Source organism: Pseudidiomarina xizangensis, assembly GCF_052541995.1.
In genome coordinates this window covers 14980-40859 of the sequence record NZ_JBOBQA010000004.1, presented here as the reverse complement: position 1 = coordinate 40859, position 25880 = coordinate 14980, and the positions used below count along the sequence as shown (strand labels likewise).

General features: G+C 51.5%; 27 protein-coding genes. 4 read left to right on the top strand and 23 right to left on the bottom strand.

Annotation, left to right across the window (positions count from 1 at the left end):
• Positions 1–3: 3 nt before the first annotated feature.
• From ACQ5ES_RS09625 to ACQ5ES_RS09530, 20 genes are all read right to left on the bottom strand, one after another.
• The gene (locus ACQ5ES_RS09625; protein WP_445016266.1) at positions 4–1242 is read right to left on the bottom strand and encodes a beta-ketoacyl-ACP synthase; all 1239 of its coding nucleotides are present in this window, start codon (positions 1240–1242) and stop codon (positions 4–6) included.
• Positions 1242–1970, bottom strand: a complete 729-nt coding sequence (locus ACQ5ES_RS09620) for a 3-ketoacyl-ACP reductase FabG2 (RefSeq protein WP_445016264.1) — start codon at positions 1968–1970, stop codon at positions 1242–1244. The genes ACQ5ES_RS09625 and ACQ5ES_RS09620 overlap by 1 nt, the downstream gene beginning before the upstream one ends.
• Positions 1963–2415, bottom strand: a complete 453-nt coding sequence (locus tag ACQ5ES_RS09615) for a hotdog family protein (protein WP_445016262.1) — start codon at positions 2413–2415, stop codon at positions 1963–1965. The genes ACQ5ES_RS09620 and ACQ5ES_RS09615 overlap by 8 nt, the downstream gene beginning before the upstream one ends.
• A gap of 6 nt (positions 2416–2421) precedes the next feature.
• Positions 2422–3627, bottom strand: a complete 1206-nt coding sequence (locus tag ACQ5ES_RS09610; protein ID WP_445016260.1) for a beta-ketoacyl-ACP synthase — start codon at positions 3625–3627, stop codon at positions 2422–2424.
• Positions 3614–4195 carry a DUF3261 domain-containing protein gene (locus ACQ5ES_RS09605; RefSeq protein ID WP_445016258.1) on the bottom strand — a complete coding sequence of 194 codons (582 nt, stop codon included), beginning with the start codon at positions 4193–4195 and terminating at the stop codon, positions 3614–3616. Before ACQ5ES_RS09605 ends, ACQ5ES_RS09610 begins: the two co-directional genes overlap by 14 nt.
• Complete coding sequence (locus ACQ5ES_RS09600) at positions 4180–5427, bottom strand: NAD(P)/FAD-dependent oxidoreductase (RefSeq protein ID WP_445016256.1); 1248 nt, start codon at positions 5425–5427, stop codon at positions 4180–4182. Before ACQ5ES_RS09600 ends, ACQ5ES_RS09605 begins: the two co-directional genes overlap by 16 nt.
• 9 nt (positions 5428–5436) lie before the next feature.
• Complete coding sequence (locus ACQ5ES_RS09595) at positions 5437–7716, bottom strand: MMPL family transporter (protein WP_445016254.1); 2280 nt, start codon at positions 7714–7716, stop codon at positions 5437–5439.
• A 1-nt stretch (position 7717) separates the two neighbouring features.
• Positions 7718–8272 carry an outer membrane lipoprotein carrier protein LolA gene (locus ACQ5ES_RS09590; RefSeq protein WP_445016252.1) on the bottom strand — a complete coding sequence of 185 codons (555 nt, stop codon included), beginning with the start codon at positions 8270–8272 and terminating at the stop codon, positions 7718–7720.
• Entirely contained in the window at positions 8269–8682 is a 414-nt protein-coding gene (locus ACQ5ES_RS09585) for an acyl-CoA thioesterase (RefSeq protein WP_445016250.1), read from the bottom strand. Before ACQ5ES_RS09585 ends, ACQ5ES_RS09590 begins: the two co-directional genes overlap by 4 nt.
• Before the next feature lies 1 nt (position 8683).
• Positions 8684–10237 (bottom strand): HAL/PAL/TAL family ammonia-lyase, encoded by a 1554-nt coding sequence (locus ACQ5ES_RS09580; protein ID WP_445016248.1) that lies wholly within the window; start codon positions 10235–10237, stop codon positions 8684–8686.
• Positions 10238–10240: 3 nt separating this feature from the next.
• Complete coding sequence (locus tag ACQ5ES_RS09575; RefSeq protein ID WP_445016246.1) at positions 10241–11182, bottom strand: lysophospholipid acyltransferase family protein; 942 nt, start codon at positions 11180–11182, stop codon at positions 10241–10243.
• Positions 11182–11931 carry a glycosyltransferase family 2 protein gene (locus tag ACQ5ES_RS09570; RefSeq protein WP_445016244.1) on the bottom strand — a complete coding sequence of 250 codons (750 nt, stop codon included), beginning with the start codon at positions 11929–11931 and terminating at the stop codon, positions 11182–11184. Before ACQ5ES_RS09570 ends, ACQ5ES_RS09575 begins: the two co-directional genes overlap by 1 nt.
• On the bottom strand, positions 11925–12311 hold the full coding sequence (locus ACQ5ES_RS09565) for an ApeI family dehydratase (protein ID WP_445016242.1): 387 nt from the start codon (positions 12309–12311) through the stop codon (positions 11925–11927). Before ACQ5ES_RS09565 ends, ACQ5ES_RS09570 begins: the two co-directional genes overlap by 7 nt.
• Positions 12308–13651: an AMP-binding protein gene (locus ACQ5ES_RS09560; protein WP_445016240.1), complete on the bottom strand. Its 1344-nt coding sequence runs from the start codon at positions 13649–13651 to the stop codon at positions 12308–12310. The genes ACQ5ES_RS09565 and ACQ5ES_RS09560 overlap by 4 nt, the downstream gene beginning before the upstream one ends.
• Positions 13629–14177, bottom strand: coding sequence for a COG4648 family protein (locus ACQ5ES_RS09555; RefSeq protein ID WP_445016238.1), 549 nt, complete (start codon positions 14175–14177; stop codon positions 13629–13631). The genes ACQ5ES_RS09560 and ACQ5ES_RS09555 overlap by 23 nt, the downstream gene beginning before the upstream one ends.
• A 3-nt stretch (positions 14178–14180) precedes the next feature.
• The gene (locus tag ACQ5ES_RS09550) at positions 14181–14429 is read right to left on the bottom strand and encodes an acyl carrier protein (RefSeq protein WP_445016236.1); all 249 of its coding nucleotides are present in this window, start codon (positions 14427–14429) and stop codon (positions 14181–14183) included.
• A gap of 12 nt (positions 14430–14441) precedes the next feature.
• Entirely contained in the window at positions 14442–14708 is a 267-nt protein-coding gene (locus ACQ5ES_RS09545; protein WP_445016234.1) for a phosphopantetheine-binding protein, read from the bottom strand.
• Positions 14683–15489: a lysophospholipid acyltransferase family protein gene (locus ACQ5ES_RS09540; RefSeq protein ID WP_445016232.1), complete on the bottom strand. Its 807-nt coding sequence runs from the start codon at positions 15487–15489 to the stop codon at positions 14683–14685. The genes ACQ5ES_RS09545 and ACQ5ES_RS09540 overlap by 26 nt, the downstream gene beginning before the upstream one ends.
• On the bottom strand, positions 15482–16165 hold the full coding sequence (locus ACQ5ES_RS09535; protein ID WP_445016230.1) for a beta-ketoacyl synthase chain length factor: 684 nt from the start codon (positions 16163–16165) through the stop codon (positions 15482–15484). Before ACQ5ES_RS09535 ends, ACQ5ES_RS09540 begins: the two co-directional genes overlap by 8 nt.
• A gap of 103 nt (positions 16166–16268) precedes the next feature.
• On the bottom strand, positions 16269–16922 hold the full coding sequence (locus ACQ5ES_RS09530) for an START domain-containing protein (RefSeq protein WP_445016228.1): 654 nt from the start codon (positions 16920–16922) through the stop codon (positions 16269–16271).
• A 167-nt stretch (positions 16923–17089) separates the two neighbouring features.
• Between ACQ5ES_RS09530 and ACQ5ES_RS09525 the strand changes: the two genes are divergently transcribed.
• From ACQ5ES_RS09525 to ACQ5ES_RS09515, 3 genes are all read left to right on the top strand, one after another.
• Positions 17090–17467: a PadR family transcriptional regulator gene (locus ACQ5ES_RS09525; RefSeq protein WP_445016226.1), complete on the top strand. Its 378-nt coding sequence runs from the start codon at positions 17090–17092 to the stop codon at positions 17465–17467.
• The gene (locus ACQ5ES_RS09520) at positions 17448–18812 is read left to right on the top strand and encodes a permease prefix domain 1-containing protein (protein WP_445016224.1); all 1365 of its coding nucleotides are present in this window, start codon (positions 17448–17450) and stop codon (positions 18810–18812) included. Before ACQ5ES_RS09525 ends, ACQ5ES_RS09520 begins: the two co-directional genes overlap by 20 nt.
• Positions 18813–18934: 122 nt before the next feature.
• A complete protein-coding gene (locus ACQ5ES_RS09515; protein ID WP_445016222.1) occupies positions 18935–20119 on the top strand; it encodes an alginate export family protein in 1185 nt (394 codons plus the stop codon).
• 18 nt (positions 20120–20137) lie between these two features.
• Here the strand turns inward: ACQ5ES_RS09515 and ACQ5ES_RS09510 are convergent, their stop codons facing one another.
• Together ACQ5ES_RS09510 and ACQ5ES_RS09505 are read right to left on the bottom strand one after the other, a co-directional pair.
• Positions 20138–21133, bottom strand: coding sequence for a branched-chain amino acid aminotransferase (locus tag ACQ5ES_RS09510; RefSeq protein WP_445016220.1), 996 nt, complete (start codon positions 21131–21133; stop codon positions 20138–20140).
• A gap of 178 nt (positions 21134–21311) precedes the next feature.
• Positions 21312–22646 carry a mechanosensitive ion channel domain-containing protein gene (locus tag ACQ5ES_RS09505; protein ID WP_445016218.1) on the bottom strand — a complete coding sequence of 445 codons (1335 nt, stop codon included), beginning with the start codon at positions 22644–22646 and terminating at the stop codon, positions 21312–21314.
• A gap of 41 nt (positions 22647–22687) precedes the next feature.
• On the opposite strand from ACQ5ES_RS09505, the gene ACQ5ES_RS09500 reads away from it, so the two are divergent.
• The gene (locus tag ACQ5ES_RS09500) at positions 22688–23620 is read left to right on the top strand and encodes a threonine aldolase family protein (RefSeq protein ID WP_445016545.1); all 933 of its coding nucleotides are present in this window, start codon (positions 22688–22690) and stop codon (positions 23618–23620) included.
• Between the two features lie 55 nt (positions 23621–23675).
• Here the strand turns inward: ACQ5ES_RS09500 and katG are convergent, their stop codons facing one another.
• Positions 23676–25832: a catalase/peroxidase HPI gene (gene katG, locus ACQ5ES_RS09495; RefSeq protein ID WP_445016216.1), complete on the bottom strand. Its 2157-nt coding sequence runs from the start codon at positions 25830–25832 to the stop codon at positions 23676–23678.
• Positions 25833–25880 lie beyond the last annotated feature (48 nt).

The following is a 25880-nucleotide window of genomic DNA, read 5'->3' as shown; positions in this document are numbered from 1 at the left end:
CCCTTATTGTTGTTCATTCCAGCGCTTAAAGATAAGCGACGTGTTGATACCACCAAAAGCAAAATTATTAGACATCACATAATCAGTTGCAAATTCTCTGGGTTGACCCTGAATGTAATCGAGAACCCCACATTCAGGATCGATGTTTTCCAGATTCACTGTCGGCGCAAACCAGTTATCGTTCATCATGTTGATGCTGACCCAGGCTTCGATGGCACCACAAGCGCCGAGAGTGTGGCCTAAATAGCTTTTTATGGAGCTAATCGGCATACGTGGACCAAACACTGCCGCGGTGGCCTGACTCTCGGCAATATCACCGCGATCGGTGGCCGTACCGTGGGCGTTGACGTAACCAATGTCAGCCGGAATAAGCTCCGCATCTTCTAATGCCAACCGCATGGCTATTTCCATTGTTGCCGCGGTGGGCTGGGTCACGTGAGCACCGTCGGTATTGGTACCAAAACCAACCAATTCAGCCAAAATAGTAGCGCCGCGCTCCTGCGCATGCTCCAGTTCTTCCAAAATGAACGTACCAGCACCTTCGCCAATCACCAGTCCGTCGCGGTCGCGATCAAAGGGTCGTGGCGTGGCTTCCGGACTGTCATTGCGCGTACTGGTGGCATACAAGGTGTCAAAAACCACGGCTTCTGAGGGGCACAAGGCTTCGGCGCCACCGGCGACCATGACTTTTTGCTTGCCGTATTTTATGGCTTCAAAAGCATAACCAAGCGCTTGCGAAGACGAGGTACAGGCCGAGCTGGTGGTGTGCATTCGACCTTTAAGACCGAAAAACACCCCGACGTTAACGGCGGTGGTATGGCCCATGCTTTTTATGTAGGTGGTGGCATTAACCCCAGACATGTCGCCATTGGCAAGCATGTTACCGAACACTATCATTTCATCAGTGCTGCCGGTTGAGGATCCGTAAGCCACCCCGCAGCGACCATCCCGAATGCTGGAGTCATCCAGTAAGCCCGCATGTTCCAGCGCCAGCTCAGTCGCGCGTGTTGACATAATACTCACGTTACTCATCGAGCGAACATCTTTACGCGAATAGTGTTGCGGGCGTTGAAAAGGGGGCAGGATAGGAGCAGCCAAACGGGTATTCAAACCATCAAAACGATCCCATTCAGGCATCGTGGTGACAGCATTCTCCCCAGCCGCCAGGCGCTTTTTAAATTCGTCCCAATGGGTTCCGAATGCGGTTAAACAGCCAACCCCGGTTACCACAACTCGTTTCATTACACTAACCCACCGTTTACTGAAAAGACTTGTCGGGTGATGTAAGCCGCAGACTCCTGGAATAAATAACCGACCAGTCCGGCGACTTCTTCAGGTTTACCTGCGCGCTGCATCGGGATCATCGACAAAATATGCTCTTGGTGTTCAAGCTGGTTGCTCATATCCGTTTCAATTAACCCAGGAGCGACGCAGTTCACGGTAATTCTACGTTTTGCTAATTCCAACGCTAAGGCTTTGGTGGCACCAATAACCCCGGCTTTAGAGGCACTATAGTTGACCTGCCCGCGATTTCCAGCGATGCCAGACACCGAAGCAATAGTGACAATACGACCACCTTTGCGGGTACGAACCATCGGCATAATAAGTGGATGCAGAACATTGTAGAAACCATCGAGGTTGGTATGAATCACACTGTCCCAGTCTTCCCCTGTGAGCGCAGGGAAAGCCCCGTCGCGGGTCACGCCCGCATTACACACCGCACCATAATACGGGCCATGGGCTGCGATATCGGCTTCGATGACGGTGGCTGCGGCGGCGCGGTCACTAACATCAAAACAGAGCAAGCTTGCGTTGCGGCCAAGCGCCTCGATTTCGGCGACCACCGTAGCGGCAGAAGCTTTATCACTGCGGCAATGCACGGCAATATCAAAGCCATCAGCAGCCAGTGTCAATGCGATAGCACGGCCAATGCCCTTGCCAGAGCCAGTAACTAGAACGCGCTTACTCATAATTTTCCTTAATAAAAGTTGCTTCGTCGGGCGGCTGATAGACGTTTAACCGGGCTTCAGCAATAACTTCACCCTGGTCTTCAATACGGCAATTAAACACACTAAGGCCGGACGATTCGGCGTGAATTTCTTCCGCATAGATGTCATAACAAACATCGCAAAGAAATGCATCCCGTTGGCAGTGGTACTTGCGTGAACCTAGCAAAAAACCAATTTTGATAGCTTCGTTTGCTTGCCGATGACGACTCCCTGCGACAGCTGCAACGGTTTGTGCCATCAATTCAATGCCCGCATGTGCTGGAATGCCATTCAACTGCTCGCGAAAAAACAAATTAGCTTTGCTTAGGGTAGTCTGGCAGTGGGCACTTATGTCGTCGGCAGTGACAACAGTATCGATTAAGCGCATCGGTGCGCGGTGTTTTATGAGCTCGTCAAGCGCTACCATGCCGTCTTACTCTCCGTTTTGAATCTTACTAAACACCAGTGCAACATTATTCCCGCCAAAGGCAAACGAATTGCTCAAGCAATGTTGAATGTCGCTAGTCGGTGCCATATTTTGCCTATGATACAGTGAAATGGGTGCTAATTCAGGGTCAACCTGGCCATCCCAAACGTGCAATGGTCGTTGCCCTTGGTCATGACGTAATGTAAGCCAACACAACGCTGCTTCGATAGCACCGGCGGCCCCCAGAGTATGGCCGGTCATCGCTTTGGTCGAGCTAGCGGGCACGTGAGCAGCACCGACGGTTGTAATGGCATTGCTTTCCATGGCGTCGTTTAATCGCGTGCCGGTACCGTGCAAGTTGATATAGCCAAGCTGTGCCGCACTGATGTTGGCATCTTCTAGCGCTGCGGTGATGGCGGCAATTGCGCCCCGACCATGGGGCTCAGGTGCGGTCATGTGGTAGGCGTCGGAACTATGGCCGGCACCGGCAAGCTCAATGTTAAAAGCTGTTGCTGACGCGGAATCTTTCGTTGCGACAAACAATGCCGCACCTTCACCGATAGTAATGCCGTCGCGATTGCGGCTAAATGGCTGGCAATAGCTTGAAGAGGTGGATTCCAACGCACGAAAACCATTTAGGGTAAGCCGACACAAGGAGTCCACGCCGCCAACGATGACGACGTCGGCCAAGTCAGCGCGGAGTAGGGCACGCGCACTCATCAGTGCCCGCGCGCTCGACGAGCAGGCCGTAGAAATGCTGTAACTCGGACCTGAGACGCCAGCTAAATCAGCGATAAACTGCGCTGGTGAATACATTTCCTGCATGCCGTAGATAAACCCCTGGGGCAGTTGGTGGTGGGTTTGATAATGCGTAAGTGCGACTTCACCTTCGCGAATTCCTGACGTACTGGAGCCGATAATAACTGCAATTCGCTCGGCACCATGATGCTGTTTGAGTTCAGTGATGGTAGCGGCGATTTGTGCGTAGGCAGCCGCCGCTAATTGATTGTTACGGGTGGCCATGGTTGGTGCTAAATCACTCAACGGCGGTAAGTCAGCGTCGTGGACCTGTCCGGCGATTTGCGATTCACCCTGATTGATCGCCAGTGGACAGGGCTGCATGCCCGTTTGCGAACCACGCACGGCATTCTCCCAAACTTGCTCGGCATGGGCTCCCAGCGCGCAAACGATACCTAAATTAATTAGCTGCATCAGGGGGAACTCCAGTTTCGTCAAGGGTACGTAGTTGCAATGAATAACCTGCAACATGGTGACGTAGGGTTGTTGTACCCTTTGCCGTGCTAGAAGACCAAATAACTTGGCCGGCGTCGCTGACCACGTGCCGACCATCAGGGGTTTGCTCTAGGGTTGCGCCTTGCAAGTGCGTTTGCAGCTCGGCAACAGGCCAGCGCTGGAGTTGCATATCGGCGACGATAGCTTGGGCCAACTGCGGTTGATCAAAGGGCGCTATGCCAGTCACGGTTAACGGTTGCTGGTGGCCAAGCTCAACCCGCCATAGTTCCTGACCGAGTGGTGACAAACCCACCATGACGATCTGCTCGGCGCTCAGCCAACTGGATACCAGGAAAGTCTGTGGCTCATGTTCCGGGTGCGACCAGATCACCTGTTGTAGTGTTTGCGTGGCGGCACCGCGCCATGACGTCTGCAGCGAAAGTCGCGCGTTTGCACCGAGTTGTACCTGCTGTTGAGTTGCCGTTGGCAGTAGCTGACATGCGCTGAGTAGCAGCACGCCGACGATAAGGCTTAAGACTCTTGGCATAATTCGACCAACACGCGCAAGCGCCGTTCACTTTCGCGAACATAAGGATTGTCAGTGTCCCACGCATAACCAGCGAGAATGGAACAAATCATGGTTTTCACCTCGGGCTGCTGCTGTTGATAAAAAATGACATCTTGAAAACGCGTATCGTACCAGCCTTTAACAAAACTTCGAAAGGTACTGATGCCTTTGCGCAAGGGTAGAGTGTAATCCTGTTCCCAGTCCACTTTAGCGCCATTAAGTTGTTGCAGAACCAAGGGTACAGCCAGTGACGAGGACTTCAATGCTATGGTAACGCCCGAGGAAAATACCGGATCGAGAAACTCACCTGCATTACCCAACAGCGCGAAGCGGTCACCATAAAGCGTGCTGACGTTGGCGGAATAGCCGGTAATCAATTGGGCTGGGCGAATCACCTGATAATCGCCCAAAACTTCCAGCAGGTAGGGCTCTTCATGCACCCGTTGCCATAATGCTTGTTCCGGCGTGTCGACATCGGCAAAGTATTCGGTGCCGCCAACGACACCAAGACTGGCGGTGCCATCGGCAAAAGGTATTAACCAAAACCATAGCTCGGGCGCGGTAGGATGCACCGTGATAAGGATCTTATTACGGTCGAACTGACCGCCGCTAAGCGTCGTTTTAAGGTGACAAAAAGCCGCTTGACGGACGGGGAAGTCAGAGGGGTATTCAAGTTCCAGTAACCGCGGTAAAACACGGCCAAAACCGCTCGCGTCGAGTAAAAAACGACCTTTTATCGTCTGGTGTTCATCTGCTTTATCGATGGTGACCTGAACGTATTCCGCGGCATTAAAGTCGACCGCTGTAACCGTATAACCATAATGCACTTCAGCACCATAAGCGGCAGCGCGCTCGGCTAACAACTGATCGAAATGCTCGCGTTTGACCTGATAGGTGGTACCAGGACCTGCCGATGATTTGTTCTGAAAGTCGAACAAGGTATGTTCGCCGTTTCGATAAAAGGCCGCACCATCTTTAAATTGAAACCCCAGCTTATCCGCATGAGCTGTAACGGCATCAAGTAATCCGGCTTCGGCGAGGTACGTCATGCACTGTGGTAAGAGGCTTTCGCCGATGGAAAAACGCGGGAAGAAGCTACGTTCGATGACCACTACAGACTTGCCCGCTTGCGCAAGCATAGCGGCCGCGGTGGCACCAGCAGGGCCGGCGCCAATAATGATCACGTCGTAAGCGTCGTGCTGAAACGGCATGTTAGATTCCTAGCTCGGCGGTGGTTGAAATTGCTTGATACAGGGTGCGAACAAAGCGCTGACCAGCACGCCGACCAGCACCACACCACCAAAGGCTGCAATCGCTGGCGTTGCACTAAAACTTAGCGCCCCAAACGCAATAGCAGTGGTCAGGGCTGATAAACTGATTGCCTGTAGCGCATGTTCGCGGCGCACGTCACTCGCACAAAAAATACCATAATCGAGACCGAGCACCAGCACCAGTATCGCGCCGACCCAGTGAAAGACATTCAACGCCTGACTTAACATGGCCACCAACAAGGCGGCACTGAGCGCAATAGTGATGACAGCGATCACCTGCAGGCTGACGAAAACTTGCTGCGGCCACGGTTGGCGGCGGCGTAAACGCCAGCTCAACAGGGCGGTTGCAAGCACCAGTAGACCGATTAACCAGAGCTGCAACTGGTGCCGGTGATCGCCGAGCGCCGATGATGCTTGCAGTAATGGATTATAAAGTTCCACCGCAGGATAGTTGCGTAATTCATTGGCTAGGGCGGCACGGTCGGTGATGCCCGCCAGCCGGACGACACCCAGATAACCACTTGCGGGGCTAGCAGCGGTTTGCGGTTTCGCCATGGGGTAAACAAATAGCGAGTAGAGTGGATGTGCAGCCGAATTGGCAGTGGCGGGCGTTGGCGCATCGAGGCCTAACCATTGTAGATAAGCGGTACCCTCGGGACGTTGCCAAAGGGCCTGCTGAGCAGTGATAAGAGCGCGTTGTTGGGATGGTGCAAGAACGTAATCAAACAGGCTTTGCCAGCGGCCAATCAGACCGTCCCGCTGCCATTGCGGTAAGCGTTCAGCCACCTCAGCATAGGCGGCAATGAGCTCAGCTTCGTTATCAGCTTTGATTAAAAGCACATCCGCATCGAAATACGCCTGGGTCTTTTCCCGCAACAGTTGCTCCTGATCCAGTAGCGTTGCCGGTGAGCTGGCAAGTTGTCTTACTGAGTCGTTGCTTTGCTGCTGGTACAGCACGCTACTGGCCAGCACCGCCGCGAACACCACCAGCAGCCAGGGCACAGCGGGTAATTGATTGAAGTTATAGAGCCGTGCGGTACGCTGGTGCAGGCGTTGCCAGCCGGGTACTGGCGCTTTCCAGGCGCGCCAGCGCGGGGTCAGATAAATAACCATCACTAACACGCACAATAATGCGGTCGCCATAAAGACCCCAAGCTGCTGTAACAGCGGCAACGGCAAAATGACCAGCAAGGCGTAACCAACGATCGTCGTCAGGCCACCCAACCATAGGGCTGGTACCACCGCGTGCCAACTCCTGGCATCATGACTGGCGGCAATAGTGGCGTGAAAAACGTAATCAATACAAAGCCCGATGAGGGTGGTGGCGAACACCAACATCAACACATGCGGTTCGGCAAATAGCAGCATGACCGCAGTAAACCCGACCACTCCCGCTACCGATATAACCAGTACGGTAAACAGCAAATGCCGCAGTGAACGGAAAACCAAGATAAATAACAGCACCACCATCACCAAGGACAAGCCGCCAAACCAGGTCATTTCTGCTTTAGCCTGATTGGCCGCGGCGCTGGCGTGGAAAACTAAACCACTGCGGGCCAGCTCAAGCGCGCCGAAGGAGTGTTGTAGCTGACTGGTAAATTGCTCAATCTTTTGCACTACCTGCTGTGACTCGCTCTGACTTAAGGCATCGGCACCACTGGTCAACGCCACAAGTAATTCATAGTGTTCGCTTTCACGCACGTAAAATGGCTCGTCAAAGCGAAAACCTGGCATTAAATCGGGTAATTGCTCAACATAGCGCTGGGTCAGCAACAAAGGGTCGGTGGTTAAATCGACTAAAATAGGAGCCGGCTGTTGTAGCCGGAGCTGCGCGCCTGTAATCAATTGTTGCGGATGGTCGTCGAGCTTTTCCCTGTCTGTTGCGGTGGCTAAGCTACCTGAATGCGCACGATAAAAATCGAGCATAGGAGCCAGCGCCAATTGCGAGTTGGTGGTAACTTCTGGCTGACCAGTAGCCAGTTCCAGTAAGCCTGACTTGACCGCTTTACGTAATGCCACGGCGTCATGCGCGGGTACTTGCAGCCACACTAAAATTTGCTGTTCGTTGGGCTGCTGACTGGCTTGGTAAGCACGGTGATAGGGATTGGCACTTTCCGGCAAGGTATCGAGCAAGCTGCTTTGCCAACTACTGGTTTGTACTTGGTAAGCGAATAAACCGAGCAATGCAGCCAGGCCAATCACCATGTATGTGAGCCAGTGCCGCCACATCTTAGTTGTGACCTGTGTTTGCAGTCATCGGTGATAAGCGGATAATGCTGCTATTATCGGCGTTTTCCTGCAGTTCAATGCGCTCAAGTTTTGGTAAACCACAACTGGCAATACTGTCGACAAACTCACGGATGTTGGTGTTGCGTGGTACCAGGGTGATGCAGTTAGCTTCGGCCGGAGCGTCAAGAAAGTTCTCGCGAATAACCTCGATATCGCCCTGTAGCACTGCCAATAGCAGCTGAGCCATCATTTCGCTACCGCGCAATGGGGTCGCGCCTAGCTGTTCAACGATACCGTCTTGACTAATAATCAAGCTTTGCTCGAAAGGGCGTTCGGTGTGCCAAATGACCTGATCGGCAAAAATCTCAATCCGACCGGAACTGATCAATGGTTGCGGTAAGCCGCGCAGTGTACGTTCCTGAACGAAGGTGAATTGTGCTGGAAGCTCGAGCTTTTGTGCGGTAATAAAGGCTTCCAACTTAGTTTCTTTGGCGTTCAGGCAACCACTTGCCAGTAATGCCGGCAGCACGACGCCTGTCATTAACCATTGCTTCATTCGCTGCGCTCCAGACCGAGTTTTTTGAAGATTATACCGGGCGACTCGAACAACATCTCTTGTGTCGCCGTATCTACCGCAACCTGAATGCTGGTGGCTTTAGTGAGTACCTGTGCGGTATTGCAGCAGCGGATGACATAGTCAATGCGTAGCCGATGCTCCCATTCAACTAACTTAGCGATGACTTCAATATCCTGCCCATAACGAGCTGAAGCGACGTATTTCAGCCGCAAGTCAACGATCGGCCAAATGTGCCCGTTGGCCTGCATGGCCGGGTAGTCATAATCAAACTGGCGCAGCAGTTCACTACGGGCCATTTCCAGGTACTTTACATAGTGCCCGTGCCACACCACATGCATGGCGTCGACGTCAAAAAAGGGCACATTAATCATCAGTTTGGCTTGGTGCATACTAGTCCTCGTACAACGGCCAAGGTTGCTGCCGGATTTTTTTAAGCCAATGGCGCAATTCATGCTCCAGCGGGCGATCTTCAATCAATAATTCGAACTCTTCGGCGATCTCGCTTAGCATTTGTTCCAACGCCGCCGCCGGCTTCCGTAGTTGTTGATTTTGCTGGCGCCGCAATTGCACTCCCTGATAGGTCGCGAGCAGGGTTGCTACCACTACTTGCTCAGTCAACTCCAGTACCCGTAAACAATCGCGTGCGGCGATGGTGCCCATGCTGACCTTGTCTTGATTGTGACACTCGGTCGAGCGGGAAAACACGCTGGCGGGCATGGTGAGCTTCAGTGCCTCTGCGGTCCAGGCGGAACAGCCAATCTGCACCGCTTTAAAGCCATGGTTAATTGAGCGGCGTTCGGCGGATGCGGCAGACAGGTTGGCCGGCAAGCCATTATTCATCTTGGTATCCATCAATAATGCCATCTGGCGGTCATGTAAATCGGCCAAATTGGCCACCGCGGTCTTCATCGAATCCATCACCATGGCAATGTGACCACCATAAAAATGACCGCCATGCAGCACATGTTCACCAATGCCATCAATGATTGGATTGTCATTGGCGCTATTGAGTTCATTTTCGATGGTTTCGCGGAACCAGGGCAGGGCGTCACGAAGCACTCCGATGATGTGTGGCGCGCAACGAATTGAGTAGCGATCCTGCAGCCGATCGGAATTTCGTGGATGTTCAACATGGTTAATATCATGCTGGATCCAACGGGCAATTTGCTGCTGCCCCTGGTGGGGTTTTACTGCAAACAGCAGTTCGTCGAAATGGTTGCTGTTGCCGTCAAGGGCTATACTGGCAAGGGCTGTTACCCGCGCCGAGAGTCGCGTTAAGTACTCCGCCCGTTGCCATGCCTGACAGGCGAGCGCGGTCATGACAGCAGTCCCATTCATGATGGCAAGCCCTTCTTTGGGCCGCAGTTTTAACGGTTGCAGGCCGAGTTGTTGAAAGGCTTCGGCACTGTTCATTTGCTCGCCCCTGAACCAAACATCGCGCTCGCCGATGATGGCGCCGGCCACATAAGATAACGGTGTTAAGTCGCCACTGGCACCGACGCTACCTTCCTCTGGAATGATCGGTAGCAGGTCTTCATTAAGCATCACCGCCAGCCGTTCGAGTAATTCCCAACTCACACCAGAATAGCCTTGCGCTAACGAACACAGGCGAGTTGCTAAAATCGCCCGCGCGGCGGGAGCATCAAAATAAGCACCTAAGCCACAACCGTGAAACCGGGTGAGATGAATGGGGAGCTCATGCACGAGGTTGGCGGGTACCGTGACGGTACAGCTATCACCGTAACCTGTCGTAACCCCATAAATCACCCCATCTTCTTTAAGGAGCGTATCCAAAAAGCGGGTACCGGCGTCGATTCTCGTGCGCAGCGCGGGGTCATTGCTCAACTCGGCACGGACGTTATTGCCGGCATCCTTGCGAGTAAGAGCGATGATGTCTTCGATGACAATGGGTTTGCCACCAAATTGAATCGGAGAAGTAGGCATCGACTAGCTGTCCTCGTGCTGTTGCCAAAAATCAAAAAAGTTAAACCACTGGTAAGGATAGCGTAAGCACAAGGTTTCTAAATGTGCGACGTACTGTCCAAGTATTGTTTGCAGCGCTTGCTGGCGTTGTCGGCGCGGCAACACTAATTGCTCCGCAACTAAATCAAGGTACAAGTGGTAATTCGGTTGTTTAGGGTTACGCAAGCAAAACAGAAAATAAACCGGGCATTCCAAAATACTGGCAAGTATCCAGGGGCCGATCGCGAACGCTGCTGGTTTACCCAGGAAATCGTGCATTACGCAATGGTCGGGTTGGGTCACCGAAACACGGTCACCGACAATCACTACAAACTCGCCGTTATCGACGCGTTCGCTCAATTTTATTGCCAGTGCCATGTCGATTTCGGTGACTTGGATCAGGTCGACGCTAACGTTGGCATTGAGTTCACGCAGTGCGCGATTAAAAGATTGCGCGTGTTCGGTAAACACCAACACATTCATGCGTTTCTTGTAGGTTGCACTGGCCACGGCACGAGCGACTTCGAGGTTGCCTAAATGGCTACCAATCAGAATGCCACCTTGGGGGCGATCTTCAAGATCGTGAAAGTGGGTATTACCGCAATTTTTAACCTGGCGCTTGGTGACTTTACCAATCCAGGCATCGGTTTTTGCCAACGACGCCAGCCCGAACTGCCAAAAATGTCGCAAACTATGGCGCCAGTTAGGTTGGTGCTGGAATGGCGATGTGCTACCGGCGTACCGGTGTAATTGACGCAGGAAGCCCAGAGACGCACGACGTGCTTTGGTGCCAGTAATAAAAAAATAAACAATAACAGGTGCTAGCACCACGCGCATGATCACGTGGCCGCCGTACTTGTATGCCCGCAGTACGAAAAGAATACCCCAGTAACTACCGCGCTCTTCGGTCTTCGCCCAGTGCTGCATTACTGCCTCCGTTTAAACTTGCGGACGATCAGCAAAGGAGCCCGCCACAACATACCGAAGAACAGCCGGGTGTGCATTTTAGTGATGCACCAATTGTCGGCGAAGCCACGAAAATGTGATTGCCCGCCTTCAGGGTAAATTACTGGAGTTTTGATAAACTGTACCGGTACACCCAACCAGTACATGCGCACCATAATTTCTATGTCGAAGTCCATTCGCTCGCCAATCGGCTTAGTTTTCATCGTCGCTAAGGTTGACGCCAGTGGGTACACCCGGAAGCCGCACATGGTGTCTTTAACCTCCAGCGACAAGGTCTCAATGCGGACCCAAAAATGCGTGATTTGACGCCCAATTTTACGTGAAAGCGGTATCGATTCATCGTACTGAGGCAGCCCACTGATGAGTGCTTGGGGATGAGCTTTGGCTGCAGCGAGAAATTTCGGAATGTCGTTAGGGTCGTGTTGACCGTCCGCATCGATTTGCAATGCATGGGTCAAGCCAGCATCGGCAGCCAGCTGGAAACCATGCATGACTGCTGCGCCTTTGCCGCAGTTTTCTACTAGTGTCGCAACTAACACCTGATCGAGATAATCGGGTTCTAGCATGCGCCGAAGTTCTTGTTTGGTGGCCTGATCAGAGCCATCGTCAACAATCAGAATTGGCAAATTAAACGGCAATAGTTGTTCGACGGTTGCTCGAATAGTTTCGTGATGATTGTAAATGGGGATTAAAAAACAACAGTTCAGCATGACATACCTTCCTTGGTCGTAGTTTCAGGGTAAATTAAACGGCCAGACGAGAAAGCACGGTGGCCGGCACTGTATCGGAACAGCACGCAGTCTTGGCGTTTGCGTTCCAACGTTAAGGTTACTTTAGCATTGGGTAGAATCATGTCGTTGAACTTGAGCACTTCAATTTGTCGCACACTGGGCGCGGTTCCCCACTGCTTGGCGGCCACCTGAATGGCCCAATCAAGCTGAGTAACGCCGGGAAGAATTGGTGCCTCAGGGAAATGGCCCTGCAAGTAGATGCAGTCAGGCGACAGTTCAAATTCGACCTTTAGCAAGGCGTGACCCTCAGCCGTGACAGCGGATTCGTGCTTGGAAAATTCTGGGAAGTTAGCGTTCATGAGTTGCTTACCGTCGTTGCGTCGGAGTGAAACAGTTGCACCAGTGCTGTCTGCGTAAGTTTACCTGCTTCATTGTACGGCAATCGTGTCACGTAGCGAAATTTACGCGGTAGAACGACGCTCTCGAATCGTTGACTTAAATGTTGCCGCAGAAGTTGCCGTAAGCCAAATTTTCCGATCTCAGCAAGGTGTCGTTGTCCCGCGTCGTTAAGGAGTACAACTAAACCTAGAACGACCCGTTTGTCACCATCCATCAGGCAGCAATGCGCCTGCTGCAGCCAATCAAGCTCACTAGCGAATTGCTCAACCTCGGTTAGCGATATACGTTTTTCTGCGAGTTTTATGATGCGGTCGGCACGGCCGACGACGGTGAAGGCATCGCTCGCAGTAAAGTGCACGAGATCGGCCGCCGTATACCAGCCGCTCGCGTCGACATCGGTAGCACTGATGTATGGGGAACGTAGTTGCAGTCGTCCTCGCGCGTCAGTTTGTGCATCGATACCGGCAAACAGTTGAAAGGGCTGAGTGGCTTGCTGGCGCTGACGCCAAGCGATACCACCGGTTTCGGTGCTACCGTAGACTTCGATTGGAATGGCAATATGCGCAGTAATGCAACGTGCGGGAACCTCGTCATGCAGTGGTCCACCCGAAGAAAATAACGCGCGAAGATTGTTGCTGAATAGGCGTAGATCGAGATCTTGGGTGAAACGTTCTAATTGCGCTGGGCTGCTGACCAAGACATAAGGCTGTTGCAACTGCTGATGAAAGGCAAGCCATTGCTCAGGGTATTCGATACGTTGCTCGACAACGGTACGACCGGTACACAAGGGCCAAAGTACGGTAAAGAGCAAACCATAAATATGTTGATGAGTAATCGCCGAAACGAATAGGCAGTCACCGAGCTGAGCGCCGAACGTTGCTTCCAGCGTGGTTACTTCGGTAAAAAGTTGCCGTAACGATTTGTGTACGGCTTTTGGCGTGCCGCTGGACCCCGAAGTAAAGAGCACAAGTTCGGCATCGAGACTGCCGGTGATGTGCTTTGCGGCCCCGCTGGATTGGGATGAGGGAGTATCGGGAACTGGCGTATCGACTAATTCGGTGTCAGCAACGTCGCCAGCCAGGCGTAAGGTTTCCGGTTGTCCATTGCCGGGCAGCAGCGGTGTCCGATTTTCGGTAATGAGTGCCAGCAGCCAAATCACAAAGCTGCTGCGGTTGTGGTGATGCAATAACCAGGTCTGCTGGGACTGCTGTTCAATTATCGCCCGCGCAGCAGCGACACGCCGCGCAAGCGCGGCGTCAAGTTCAAGCTGCCAATGCTTAGTGTCGCTTTTTAACCACACGTCGAATACTCCATTCAACCGCCATCAAGAGACCCATCAACAGATAGGCGATCAGGCCATTATATAGTGCCCACAGCTGCATATCGCCAAGGTAGACGGTCCACCAGGCGATACTGCCGTTGAGCGCAAAAAAGATTGCCCAGACCAGGGTTACACGCTCGGTATAACGTACAGCAGCAGGTGACAATGAACCTTCCATCAGCGTTGCCAGGCGGGTAATCACGGCCGGTGGGCGCAACAGCGAGAAGCAGAACAACACCAGTAAGCAGGCATTCATCCATACCGGATAATACAGCACGCCTGTAAGGGGATCAGTGAACCAGGCAACCAGCAATACCATAGCTAAGGCGACTAACGCTAGGTAACTACGGGGGTTGTTAAAACCTAAACTGATGGCCTGAAGCAGCAAAATGACCGCTAAGGCAACAAATAGCTCACGCATGTAGCCTTGCTGTGCCAGCCACCACACCAGAAATGGATAGCCTATAAGTAAAATCGTGGTGGAATAACGCAGCAAGGTTGGCATAGATTAGTCGTGAATGAGTTTATAAACTTCGTCGACCACATCGCTGACGGTGCGTACCGCTCTGAAGGCATCTGGACTGATTTTTTTGCCAGTGATTTCGCGAAGTTTCACAACCAGATCAACAGCATCGATGCTATCGAGATCAAGATCTTGATAAAGATTTGCGTCTAAATTGATGTCTCCAGCATCGACTTCAAAATCCTCCTGCAGGATTTCTTCAAGCTGGGCGTAAATTTCTTCTTTCGTTTGCATTGCGCTAATTACCTATCCACGTTGGTTTACAATGAACTCAGCTAAACTATTCACGCTGTAAAAATGAGCCTTGGTTTCGGCTGAGTTAGCATCAAGTTTGACATCAAACTTCTTCTTGATAGCCAAACCGAGTTCCAAGGCATCGATGGAATCAAGACCCAGTCCGTTGTCTTCATCACTGAACAACGGTGCGTCCGCTTGAATGTCAGCAGGGCTGACATCTTCCAAATCGAGTGACTCGATGATGAGTTGCTTAATGTCCTGTTTCAGGTTTTCCATGACTCTCTACTACCTTGTTGTAAAATCTCTGCAGATCACGTGTTAACTGGCGTGCTGCGATACTAATTTTTTGTTGCGACTGCAAATAGGGGCGCATCTCAAAATCGCTTAAATACCAGATGCTTAGTGTTGGTTTCTGCGTAGGTGCAGCATACCAAGGCTTATTTTTCAGCAGGGTTGGCGGCTCGCACGTGACCTTAAATGCGGACATTGTTGTGTGTGTACGCAATGCCAGATTGGCTGCTCCGCGCTGGAAACTAAGCTGCTGTCCAGGTGTTGTTCGGGTTCCTTCCGGAAAGATAATAAGATTATTACCACGTTCAAGCGAGGCCTTACAATCGGCGATCAGTTCTTCGGGGTCGCCGTTACTAATATAACCTGACGATTTTATCACACCGCGCATGAATGGATTTTTCCAAAGGTGAGCTTTCACGACACAATCACCATTAGGTATGAACGACATCAGGGCGACCACATCGATCAAACAGGGGTGGTTCGCAATGATAATTTTACCACGCATATTCCGCGCTTGCTCAACTGCTGGGAAGTCAAAATTGAACACTCCCAGAAAGCGCATAAGACCAATAAAAAATTGAAAGGCTTGTTGCACGACTTTGCGAGCTTTCCGTTGGGTAAGTTCAACGTCACCTTTCGCCGTTAGCCGCGAAAGCGGCAAAACGATGAGTGAAATAAAAATACCGCCTAAGCCAAAAATAGCGAAGCAAATACCCGTCGCTAAGCGTCGCCAGGTATGGTTGAGGAATTGCAGAATGTTATTCAAAACACCACTCCCAGAGGAGAGTCTTGGTGCGCAGCTGAGCATTGGGTCCGCGGTTCTGAATCGCGTGATGCAGCTGTGTGGCAACCGTTATAACATCGTCCTCGCTGTCATGGGCCTGTAACTTGCGGGAAAATTGCACTTTGCTTGCGGTTTCAGGCGCAGTCCGACCAAGTAAGACCGCCAACGCAATACCTTGCGCTGGGCTTGCACATTGTTGGTAGTAAGGGTCTGGCGGCGGCTCATCAGCATAGACCATCAGCACCTGAGGATGATCCTGTAATTGCAACGACGCCTCAAGCCAACCGCTAGGCAGGGTATCTGGGCCAGCCCCGATCGTGGTCATTCCGTGCTGGTTATTGACCAGCAGACTGAATTGTCCAAGCACTGCATTGTTCACGGAAAGACAAAATTGCGTGGGTGATAACAGTTCGCCGGCAACCAGCTCGTTGAGCAAGTGAATCGTGCGCTGTAGGTCGCCGTGGCGACTGGCCAGCACAACAGGTACTTGAGCCGCTTCCGGACACTGCTGAATAACTTCAAAAATGGCACTCAATAGCAGTTTGGCATAGCTACTCAAACGCCGTCTGGTGGACGCCGGAATGGACTGTAAAGCGGGGCTCGGAGCTGACGTTGAGTCACTCAGATGTAGGGCGCTCGCGGTAACATAACTGGTCATGATGTGTGCTTCGACGTCGACGAAAATAAAGAGTCACGAAAAGAAGCGGAATAATACACAAACAATCCTTTCTTTTCAAAAATATAACAAGCTACCACATGCTTTAACAGGGCTCTTTCACACCGCTGTAATTACGTTGGTAGTCTTTAAGCATAGCAGGTAGCTGAGCGAAGGTATCGAGGATTGAACTAAGGGTGGTAGTGCGAGCAAGAAATAGGGGTAAATAGCCTCCCGGATGAGCCGCGCCGATGTACGTTATAGCAACCTTACAGTTAGCGATGGGTTGCAGCGTCCATTGAGCATGAATATTGGTCATACGAACGCCCTCCACAGGCACGTGATAGTCGGCACTGGCATCTTGTACATCTAGTATTAGTGTCAGAGACTCAGGGCCTTGCAGCCAGTAACTGCGCGTCACCATATACCGATCAGCGATGGGCCAAGAGCCGGCAAATTTAGTGTGAACAATATAAGAGTTTGCGGCGGGTTGGGCGAGAATCGTTGCCCGTTCCGCGCGAGCAACCCATTCGCCGATACGATCGACATCTTCGAGTAGATAAAGAAAGGCACCTAATCCGGTGTCGACTTCACGTTGCGCGCGAATTTGAATATGCCCTTCGGGTAAATAGCGATAGTCGACCTGGATAGTTTCGGGAGCGCTCTGGTAACTGCGCCATGCCTGAGGTTCATTGGGCGTTGCTGAGTGTGGCCAAAGTAGTAGCGTACCGAGCACGGCATAGATGATTATGACGCGCATAGCGTGAGTCCTGTTAAATTTAACTGTCTAGTTAACTATATTCTTTGTCGGAGATTGCTGCAATTCACTGATCAGATAAAAATGCTTGCATACATTGTCGTTCTAGGTATAAATTTAATGCCTAGAAGTTCTAGGTATTAAATCACATGCCGAGAGTGAGACGTAACATGAACCTTTCAAAAGACTTGATGGCGGCATCATCCACGCCCTTGGTGTTGGGTATCATTGCCGAGGGCGACACGTACGGCTATGAAATTGTAAAGCGCGTAGAGCAATTGTCAGCAGGAGCATTGAACTGGACTGACGGTATGCTTTATCCATTGCTACATCGGCTCGAGCAGCAAGGGCTATTGGAATCACGCTGGCGGGTGGCGAGCGATACTGGGCGCAAGCGCAAATATTACGGCATTACTGAGCTTGGGCGGAAGACGTTACTGGAACAACAGCAGCAATGGCAGGTGATCAACGACGCCCTGAACCGAATTTGGCATGAAATGACGCTAAATCCACAACGGAGTGACACTAATGGTTGCCAACCCGCTTAATTCACAGGAATTTGATGTTGAACTGAAGGTTGCCGAATGGCGCACGTACTTAGTCCGTCATGCGGCATTGAATGAATACGATATTGATGAACTTGAATCGCACCTGCGTGATGAAATGGATGCTCTGCAGGAACAAGGGCTAAAAGATGACGAAGCTTTTCTCATCGCAGCAAAACGGGTGGGTGACCTCGATGATGTAACACGGGAATACGCTGAAGTTCATTCTGGGCGTTTGTGGCAGAACCTTGTGCTTAGCAATGCTCCGGGGAATTTTTTCGGTGGTGATCTGGTGACCGTATTGTTGCTGGCGGTTGGTGCGGGCATAGCGATCAAACTACCGGCACTGTTTGGTCTACATTTCGATGCCGAAGGTGTCGATTGGTTTTACGCGCGGAACATTACGTTATTCTGTTTGCCATTTTTAGCTTTGTATTTCGTTTTGCAACGGCAGTTGGGAACCAGCGGTCTGCTGTTTGTTAGTATCACCACCGCAGTCGCTGCGGCGTTTATCAATGGCTACGCCAACTTTGCCTCAGATACCACCATGACGTTAGCGATGATGCATTTACCCATCGCGATATGGTTCATGGTCGGTGTCGCGTACAGCGGCGATTGGTGGCGATCGCACGCGAAAAGAATGGATTTTATTCGATTTTCTGGTGAGTTTCTTATCTATTACGTGCTGATGGCGATTGGTGGCGGGGTGCTTACGGTTTTCACCCTAGGCATGTTCAACTTTATTGGCATTGATATTGAGTGGGCCGTACAAAGTTGGATCATCCCTTGCGGCGCGATGGGCGCTGTGGTGGTTGCTGGCTGGCTGGTTGAAGCCAAACAAGGAGCTATTGAAAATATGGCACCGGTGCTGGCACGTGTGTTCACCCCTTTGTTCACATTAATGCTGAGTGTGTTTCTAGTGACCATGCTGGCGACGGGGCGCGGGTTTGATATGCAACGTGAAGTCTTGATCGGCCTCGATTTAATGCTGGTGGTGGTGCTTGGACTGGTGCTCTATGCCGTCTCATCACGCGATCCCAATAAGCCGGTTTCGTTGTTCGATAAACTGCAGCTATTACTTGTGGTTGCTGCGTTATTGGTCGATGTCTTGGCGCTTATTGCCATTGCGGGTCGCATTTTCGAAATGGGCTTCACCGCCAACCGCGTAGCCGCCCTCGGCGAAAACCTTATTTTACTGGTCAGCCTGAGCGGCTATGCCTGGCACTACTGGCGTTTTGCCAGCGGCACTACCGGGTTCACCAATCTCGAATGGTGGCAGACCAACTACATCCCCGTTTACGTCGGTTGGGCAATCGTGGTCGCCATCACCTTCCCCCTCATCTTCTAAACCAAAAGGGGCAGCCCTTACAATGTAAGGGCTGCCCCTTATTAGGTAACCCTCTGTTGTAATGATGTTTTGGGGTGTTAGAGGGTAAACTAGCGGGGTCCTTTCGTACACTGGAGCCGGCCATGGTTACGCGTCTAAGTTATCTTGTATCGTTAATGTCACTTGCTGTTTTGAATTTAACTACTGTTGCTATTGCGTCTGCTAACGAAATTGATGCGAGCATCGACCTAAGGTATCGCCTTGAGTCGGTGTCGCAAGAGAATGCGCTTAAGGATGGATTAGCATCGACGCTACGAAGTCGAATCACTATTACGGCGAAGCCGTTGCAAGGTTGGACTGCGTTGGTTGAAGTCGATGACGTCAGTGCCTTAGGAGGACAAACCTACAACAGCACCACAAATGGGCATGAAAATTACAGTACGGTGGCCGATCCCACAGGTACGGATGTGAATCAGGCATGGGTTCGCTACAGCAATTCAGCGGGAACACAAATTACCGCTGGTCGGCAGCGAGTCAACCAGCTTAATCAGCGTTTTGTTGGCGGTGTGGGTTGGCGCCAAAATGAGCAAACATTTGATGGCTATCGCCTTCAATATCAGGGGACTAAAGCGGTTTCTCTTGACGTGGGTTACTACCACAATGTTAATCGAATTTTTGGACCGGCTGGCAGCGCAGCCGATCAAAAAGGTAGCTTTATGACGGCGTTGGTGGCGTGGCAAATTCAGCCTGACCATCAGATCGGGTTGTTCGGCTATGACTTCGAGTTTGACGATTGGCGACTGCGTAATAGCCAAACCTTTGGTATCGATTACCAAGGGGTGCTCGCAAAGCAAGCTAATTTGCGCTGGCATGCAGCATTTGCGACCCAAACCGGAGCCCATGATGCACCGACAACTGAAACCCATCACTATCATCGCCTCGCGTTGACTTGGGCGCCAAGCATGGTGACTTTCACCGCAGGGCAAGAACGTTTAGCTGGGGATGGTGTAAGTGCATTTCAAACTCCGTTGGCTACGCTTCATGCCTTTTCTGGTTTTGCTGACGTTTTCTTGACGACGCCGAATCACGGTCTTCGTGATCATTGGGTTGGCGCTTCGACGGCTGTCCTTGGTGGGAAATGGGCTGTGACCTGGCATGACTTCAAGTCCGACGCAGGTGCTATAGATTACGGTCATGAATGGAATATTGCAGGAACTTACACAGTAACTTCAAGCATCAAAGGGTTAATTAAAGCCGCTCGCTACGAGGGCGAGCAGCATGCGGTTGATACCACCAAAATATGGGTCATGCTGCAATACAAGCTTTAACAGGCGATCGATTTAGAATTAGACCTTGGTTAACCAGCCATGCTTATCAGGAGCTTTACCCCATTGCACAGCATTGAGCGCTGTACGTAATTTCTCTGTGGTGGGACCCTGGACACCGTTGCCAACTGGGTAGTCTTTGCCTTCGTGGATCAGGGTGCCGACCGGCGTGAGCACGGCGGCGGTTCCTGACAAAGCCGCTTCGGTGTCTGGTTTGGCTGCGCGTTCGAGCAATTCTTCAACGCTCAACTCGCGTTCGCTCACTTTCATGCCCATCTCACGGGCGAGGGTTAACAGTGAATCGCGGGTAATTCCGTGGAGAAACGAAGTATCCAGTGCTTTCGTGATGATTTCGTCGCCGTCGATGAGCAAGAAGTTAGCAGCACCTGTTTCCTGCACGTCCCCGCCCGGACAAAATAGCACTTGATCGGCATTCACAGTTTCACGCGCTCGCATAATCGGTTGCAGGGCGCTGGCATAGTTACCGCCACTTTTCACCATGCCCATGTGGGCTGCGCAACGCATGCCTTCTTCCTCGAGCAGCAAACGTAACGGTCGAATGCCGCCACTGAAGTAATCACCAACCGGCGACAGTAGTACGTACAACATCGAGGTGAGGCTTGGGGACGCGGCCTTACCGATACTTGGTTCGGTGCCTATGTGAGTCGGGCGAATGTACATTGAACCAGGCGGCTCTGGCACGTCAGCATGGTATTTTTCGATACTATTGATGATCATGTTTTCTAGCTGCTGAGGGTTTACTTCAGGCAGGGAAAGCAAGCGACTACTTTGCACGAGTCGGGTAATGTTGGCATCCATCCGAAAAATGTTCACCGAACCGTCTTCATGTCGGAAAGCTTTTAACCCTTCGAAGCAGGTACTGGCGTAATGCAGAACGTGGGCACCGGGATGCAGGCTGATTTTGTCCGCTGCGACCTGCTTGGGCGCGCTCCAACGTTCCCCGTCGAAGGTGCTGAGTGCCATTTCAGGCATAAAAAGAGTACCGAAAGCTGCCATGGTGGTTTCCAAGTTGTCTAAGTTCAATTAACGAGAAACAGAGTGTACTGGGCATAGCCAATCGCTGCAAATGGCACCGCGTTATCAAGGCAAAAAGAGCGAAGGCCCGGCGACGGACCCGAGCGAAAAATGACTCGCCATTCCGACGGATGGTCACGCTCTGGCGGAGACCGACTAACTAGTTTTTCAACAAGTTTTGCTCATCGGAATTGCGGAGCTCGTCGTTGACTTGCTTATCTATGGTGTGGTCGGCGCTAACATCAATTTGGTTAAGATCTGCTAGTTGATGGGAAGGCTTTTGTTGCTGCGCTGCCGGAGTAGACGTCGAGTCGGCAATTTGTGTTGAATCGGGTAAGTCGGATTCGAATCGCAAACGATACGTAGGTTCTGGCATTTCAATAGCGCCATCGTCAAAACCTTGTTTCACGAATCTTATCGCTTCACTACGCACCTTTAACACGTCGGTTTCGCGTTGGTCGACCCAAGCTAAAATCCGTAAAATAACGGTGCTTGCTCCAAGTTCATGAATAATGCATTGCGGCGCTGGTTCGCCGAGAATTCCCTTCATCTGCTGCAAAATAGTGACGGCCAGTTTACGCACCTCGGCCAACTCTGCATTCGGAGTAACATCGACGTTAAATTCGAAACGCCGTAATGGATTCAGCGAAAAGTTAGTCATTGACGAGGTAATGATTACGCTATTGGGAATTCGCAAATGATTGCCATCAAGGGTCATTAGTACGGTATCACGTGAGGTAAGGCGCATGACATTGCCAGTGAATTCGTTGATTTGAATAAGATCACCAATACGAAACGGATTACGGGCGCTGAGCAAAATACCGGCCAGATAATTTTCGACGATGTTGCGAAAGGCAAAGCCGACCGCGATACCAAATACCCCTGCAATTCCTAAAACAGCGCTAAATAAGGCGGTGGCGTTGAGGATTTCCAAAGCAATGATTAAGCCGATAACGGTGATCACCAGACGAATCACGCGTTTACCAAGTAACGCGCCCAGCTCTGACATACCTACTCGTTTTAACCAGTTACTGCGATGACTCACCCAGCCGCCAATGAACCAAAACAACACCACGACCACTAAGGAGATGAGGAGTATTGGCAGTAGCTGTAACGTGGTAGTACCCAGCTCTTCCAATTTCATGACCAGAGGTTGCAGACGGGCACTCACTTGCACACTTTCCATCAGCTGACTCTCAACGTACACCACGCCTTCGGTACGTTCGGCAATAGCAACCAGCGAGCGTGCTGCAGTAGTGCTTTCGACCTCACCACTGAATGACACAACGCCTGAATTGACGGTAATAGTGACCGCCTCAAGGCCACCTATGGCCTGCATTATTTCGCTCAGGCGGGTCTTAATTGCTTCATCCTGTGGCGCATTAACGACCTTAATTGCAGACTCGGCAACTTCTGTTTCTTGAGCGGCGCTCGTTGGCGGGAGCATACTGAAAAAAGCCATGACGACAAAAAGGCCGAAGAGCAATTTCTTCATAGCAGAAGCCTCTGTATTGGTTAAAGTTATGACCAGTGTAGCTGGTTTTTCATGTTGCGGGTAAACCAGCGGCACTGTTTTTACCCAGTGGCACCTTGGCGCAGCCGCTAGCACTGAAGATTCATTGCGATCAGCGTAATCGCACTAGCATTGGTCTGCATCCGACCTCGCATCTGGTGCTGCATGAGCAGGGCGGTTACCAAAAACTGTGGGGCTTGAACACGCGGTTACTCGGCGATACTCAAAAGGTATTAAGTTTCGCTGATCTTAAAGTTCAGGATCCTGACCATCTGGCGGCGTTGGTGCTGGAGTTACCCATGCGTGAAATCGGCGGCCAACTACCGGCGTGGGATGACCTAGAGGCACAAGTAAACTGGGCGCGGCAGCACACTATAGCTGTGCACATTGATGGTGCGCGACTTTGGCATTGTCCGGCTTATTATCAGCGCAGTCTGGCTGAGATAAGCGCGCTAGCCGATTCGGTTTATGTCAGTTTGTACAAAGATATTGGCGGCATTGCCGGAGCAGTGTTGGCGGGCGAAGCAGATTTTATTGCTGAGGCAAAGATCTGGAGTCGTCGCGCTGGCGGCAATCTGATTTCATTTTATCCCTATATTCTGGCCGCAGAACAAGGCCTAGAAGACAACCTGGAGAGCATTACCGAGGCCGTCACTTATGCACAAAAGCTCGGTCCGTTGTTGGCCAGTATTCCGGGGGTTACAGTGAATCCTGCCACGCCTCAGGCGGCGCTGTTTCACTTGCACATTGACGCTGAGAGACAAGCCTTAAATGAGACCATTGATGCTTATGCTGAGCAGCATGAGGTCGTGGTATTGTCAAAACCACGTGCTATTGACGAGCACGGAAAGAGTATCTGCGAAATCAGCGTGGGCCGCAGCACCATGGAACACTCCGTGGAGTTTTGGCTGGAGCACTTGCGGACTTGCTTAGATAACTGCTCGCGCCGGGCATAAAAAAAAGCGCCGCACTCATAACGAGTGGGCGCTGTCTTACACTGCTGTTGTTTAGTTAACTCGCTTTATCGAAACGATCAGCGTTCATTACCTTGCTCCATGCTTTGACGAAATCGTTCACAAACTTCTCTTGTGAGTCGTCCTGGGCATAAAGCTCGGCATAGGAGCGCAGTATCGAATTTGAGCCGAACACTAAGTCTACCCGCGATGCGGTATATTTAGCTTCGCCAGTGTTGCGGTCAACAATTGCATACGAGTTACCGTCGGTGGGCTTCCAGCTGTACTTCATGTCGGTCAAGGTGACAAAGAAGTCGTTGGTCAAGCTGCCCACATGGTCGGTAAACACGCCATGTTTGCTGTCACCGTAGTTCGTGCCTAAGACCCGCATACCGCCAATAAGAACGGTCATTTGCGGAGCGGTTAAGCCTAACAACTGTGCGCGGTCGAGCAACAGCTCTTCGGCGGCAACGTTATAGTCTTTCTTCAACCAGTTGCGAAAACCATCGTGAATCGGCTCAAGCGGTTCAAAAGCTTCCACATCGGTTTGCTCTTCGGTGGCATCGCCACGACCTGGGGTGAACGGAACCTCGACGTTAACGCCGGCATTCTTTGCTGCTTGTTCAACGGCATAATTACCGCCCAGTACGATTACATCAGCAAGACTCGCACCGGTTTCCTGAGCAATTGGCTCTAATGCCGCAAGTACTTTTGCCAGGCGTTCCGGCTCGTTACCTTGCCAATCTTTTTGGGGCGCTAAGCGAATTCGCGCACCGTTGGCACCGCCACGTAAATCTGAACCGCGGAAGGTTCGGGCACTGTCCCAGGCTGTCGCAGCTAACTCAGCAATAGATAAATCTGCAGTAGCGATTTTCGCTTTAACGGCAGTCGCATCATAATCGCGGTTACCTGCTGGAATCGGATCTTGCCAAATCAACTCTTCGTCCGGTACATCGGGACCTAAATAGCGTTGAATCGGACCCATATCGCGGTGCGTCAATTTGTACCAGGCGCGGGCGAACACTTCTGAGAAGTACTCGGGGTCACTATAAAAACGCTCGCAAATTTTGCGGTACTCGGGGTCCATTTTCATCGCCATATCCGCATCGGTCATGATGGGGTTACGGCGGATCGATGGGTCTTCAACATCAACCGGTTTATCTTCTTCTTTTATGTCAATAGGTTCCCATTGCCAGGCACCAGCAGGGCTCTTTTTCGATTCCCACTCGTAAGTGAACAACAAATAGAAGTAGCCATTATCCCACTGGGTCGGATTCGTGGTCCAGGCACCTTCAATACCACTGCTCATGGTGTCCCGGCCAATACCGCGTGAAGTGGTGTTGTTCCAGCCTGTACCCTGTTCGTGCACGTCAGCTGCTTCTGGTTCTGGACCTAAGTTCGCTTCTTTACCGTTACCATGACATTTACCCACGGTGTGGCCGCCAGCAGTTAGTGCTGCAGTTTCTTCATCGTCCATTGCCATGCGGGCAAAGGTTTCACGCACATCTTGCGCGGTCCGCAGTGGATCTGGATTGCCGTCGACGCCTTCTGGGTTAACGTAAATCAGGCCCATTTGTACTGCCGCTAGCGGATTCTCAAGCTTGTCGCTACCTTCGCCGTCGTAGCGTTTTTTGCCGAGCCATTCGGTTTCTGCACCCCAATAAATATCTTTCTCTGGGTGCCAGATATCTTCACGGCCAAAGGCGAAGCCATAAGCGGGTAGTCCCATCGACTCATAAGCCATGGTACCGGCGAGGATAATTAAATCCGCCCAGCTGATCTTGCTGCCGTATTTTTTCTTGATCGGCCATAATAAACGGCGCGCTTTGTCCAAGTTGACGTTATCGGGCCAGGAATTTAACGGTGCGAAACGTTGATTACCTGTACCGCCACCACCGCGACCATCAGCAATACGATAGGAGCCGGCTGCGTGCCAAGCCATACGAATCATTAAGCCACCGTAATGGCCCCAGTCCGCAGGCCACCATTCCTGACTGTCGGTCATTAGCGCTTTGACATCATTTTTTAAGGCTTCTACGTCGAGATCTTTTAAGGCCTCGGCATAGTTAAAATCAGGATCAAGAGGATTGGTTTTGGTATCGTGCTGATGCAAAATATCGAGGTTCAATGCATTTGGCCACCAGTCCATATTCGATTTCCCCGTGGCGGTATGACCACCATGTAGAACTGGACATTTACCTTTGCTATTGCTCATTAAAAGCTCCTTCAAGTTATTTCTATCGAATTATAGCTCAACTCTACA

Excerpts from the sequence above, each read along its gene's own strand:
- ACQ5ES_RS09625 (WP_445016266.1), bottom strand. The coding sequence starts at position 1,242 with ATGAAACGAGTTGTGGTAACCGGGGTTGGCTGTTTAACCGCATTCGGA.
- ACQ5ES_RS09620 (WP_445016264.1), bottom strand. The coding sequence starts at position 1,970 with ATGAGTAAGCGCGTTCTAGTTACTGGCTCTGGCAAGGGCATTGGCCGT.
- ACQ5ES_RS09615 (WP_445016262.1), bottom strand. The coding sequence starts at position 2,415 with ATGGTAGCGCTTGACGAGCTCATAAAACACCGCGCACCGATGCGCTTA.
- ACQ5ES_RS09610 (WP_445016260.1), bottom strand. The coding sequence starts at position 3,627 with ATGCAGCTAATTAATTTAGGTATCGTTTGCGCGCTGGGAGCCCATGCC.
- ACQ5ES_RS09605 (WP_445016258.1), bottom strand. The coding sequence starts at position 4,195 with ATGCCAAGAGTCTTAAGCCTTATCGTCGGCGTGCTGCTACTCAGCGCA.
- ACQ5ES_RS09600 (WP_445016256.1), bottom strand. The coding sequence starts at position 5,427 with ATGCCGTTTCAGCACGACGCTTACGACGTGATCATTATTGGCGCCGGC.
- ACQ5ES_RS09595 (WP_445016254.1), bottom strand. The coding sequence starts at position 7,716 with ATGTGGCGGCACTGGCTCACATACATGGTGATTGGCCTGGCTGCATTG.
- ACQ5ES_RS09590 (WP_445016252.1), bottom strand. The coding sequence starts at position 8,272 with ATGAAGCAATGGTTAATGACAGGCGTCGTGCTGCCGGCATTACTGGCA.
- ACQ5ES_RS09585 (WP_445016250.1), bottom strand. The coding sequence starts at position 8,682 with ATGCACCAAGCCAAACTGATGATTAATGTGCCCTTTTTTGACGTCGAC.
- ACQ5ES_RS09580 (WP_445016248.1), bottom strand. The coding sequence starts at position 10,237 with ATGCCTACTTCTCCGATTCAATTTGGTGGCAAACCCATTGTCATCGAA.
- ACQ5ES_RS09575 (WP_445016246.1), bottom strand. The coding sequence starts at position 11,182 with ATGCAGCACTGGGCGAAGACCGAAGAGCGCGGTAGTTACTGGGGTATT.
- ACQ5ES_RS09570 (WP_445016244.1), bottom strand. The coding sequence starts at position 11,931 with ATGCTGAACTGTTGTTTTTTAATCCCCATTTACAATCATCACGAAACT.
- ACQ5ES_RS09565 (WP_445016242.1), bottom strand. The coding sequence starts at position 12,311 with ATGAACGCTAACTTCCCAGAATTTTCCAAGCACGAATCCGCTGTCACG.
- ACQ5ES_RS09555 (WP_445016238.1), bottom strand. The coding sequence starts at position 14,177 with ATGCCAACCTTGCTGCGTTATTCCACCACGATTTTACTTATAGGCTAT.
- ACQ5ES_RS09550 (WP_445016236.1), bottom strand. The coding sequence starts at position 14,429 with ATGCAAACGAAAGAAGAAATTTACGCCCAGCTTGAAGAAATCCTGCAG.
- ACQ5ES_RS09545 (WP_445016234.1), bottom strand. The coding sequence starts at position 14,708 with ATGGAAAACCTGAAACAGGACATTAAGCAACTCATCATCGAGTCACTC.
- ACQ5ES_RS09535 (WP_445016230.1), bottom strand. The coding sequence starts at position 16,165 with ATGACCAGTTATGTTACCGCGAGCGCCCTACATCTGAGTGACTCAACG.
- ACQ5ES_RS09530 (WP_445016228.1), bottom strand. The coding sequence starts at position 16,922 with ATGCGCGTCATAATCATCTATGCCGTGCTCGGTACGCTACTACTTTGG.
- ACQ5ES_RS09525 (WP_445016226.1), top strand. The coding sequence starts at position 17,090 with ATGAACCTTTCAAAAGACTTGATGGCGGCATCATCCACGCCCTTGGTG.
- ACQ5ES_RS09520 (WP_445016224.1), top strand. The coding sequence starts at position 17,448 with ATGGTTGCCAACCCGCTTAATTCACAGGAATTTGATGTTGAACTGAAG.
- ACQ5ES_RS09515 (WP_445016222.1), top strand. The coding sequence starts at position 18,935 with ATGGTTACGCGTCTAAGTTATCTTGTATCGTTAATGTCACTTGCTGTT.
- ACQ5ES_RS09510 (WP_445016220.1), bottom strand. The coding sequence starts at position 21,133 with ATGGCAGCTTTCGGTACTCTTTTTATGCCTGAAATGGCACTCAGCACC.
- ACQ5ES_RS09505 (WP_445016218.1), bottom strand. The coding sequence starts at position 22,646 with ATGAAGAAATTGCTCTTCGGCCTTTTTGTCGTCATGGCTTTTTTCAGT.
- katG (WP_445016216.1), bottom strand. The coding sequence starts at position 25,832 with ATGAGCAATAGCAAAGGTAAATGTCCAGTTCTACATGGTGGTCATACC.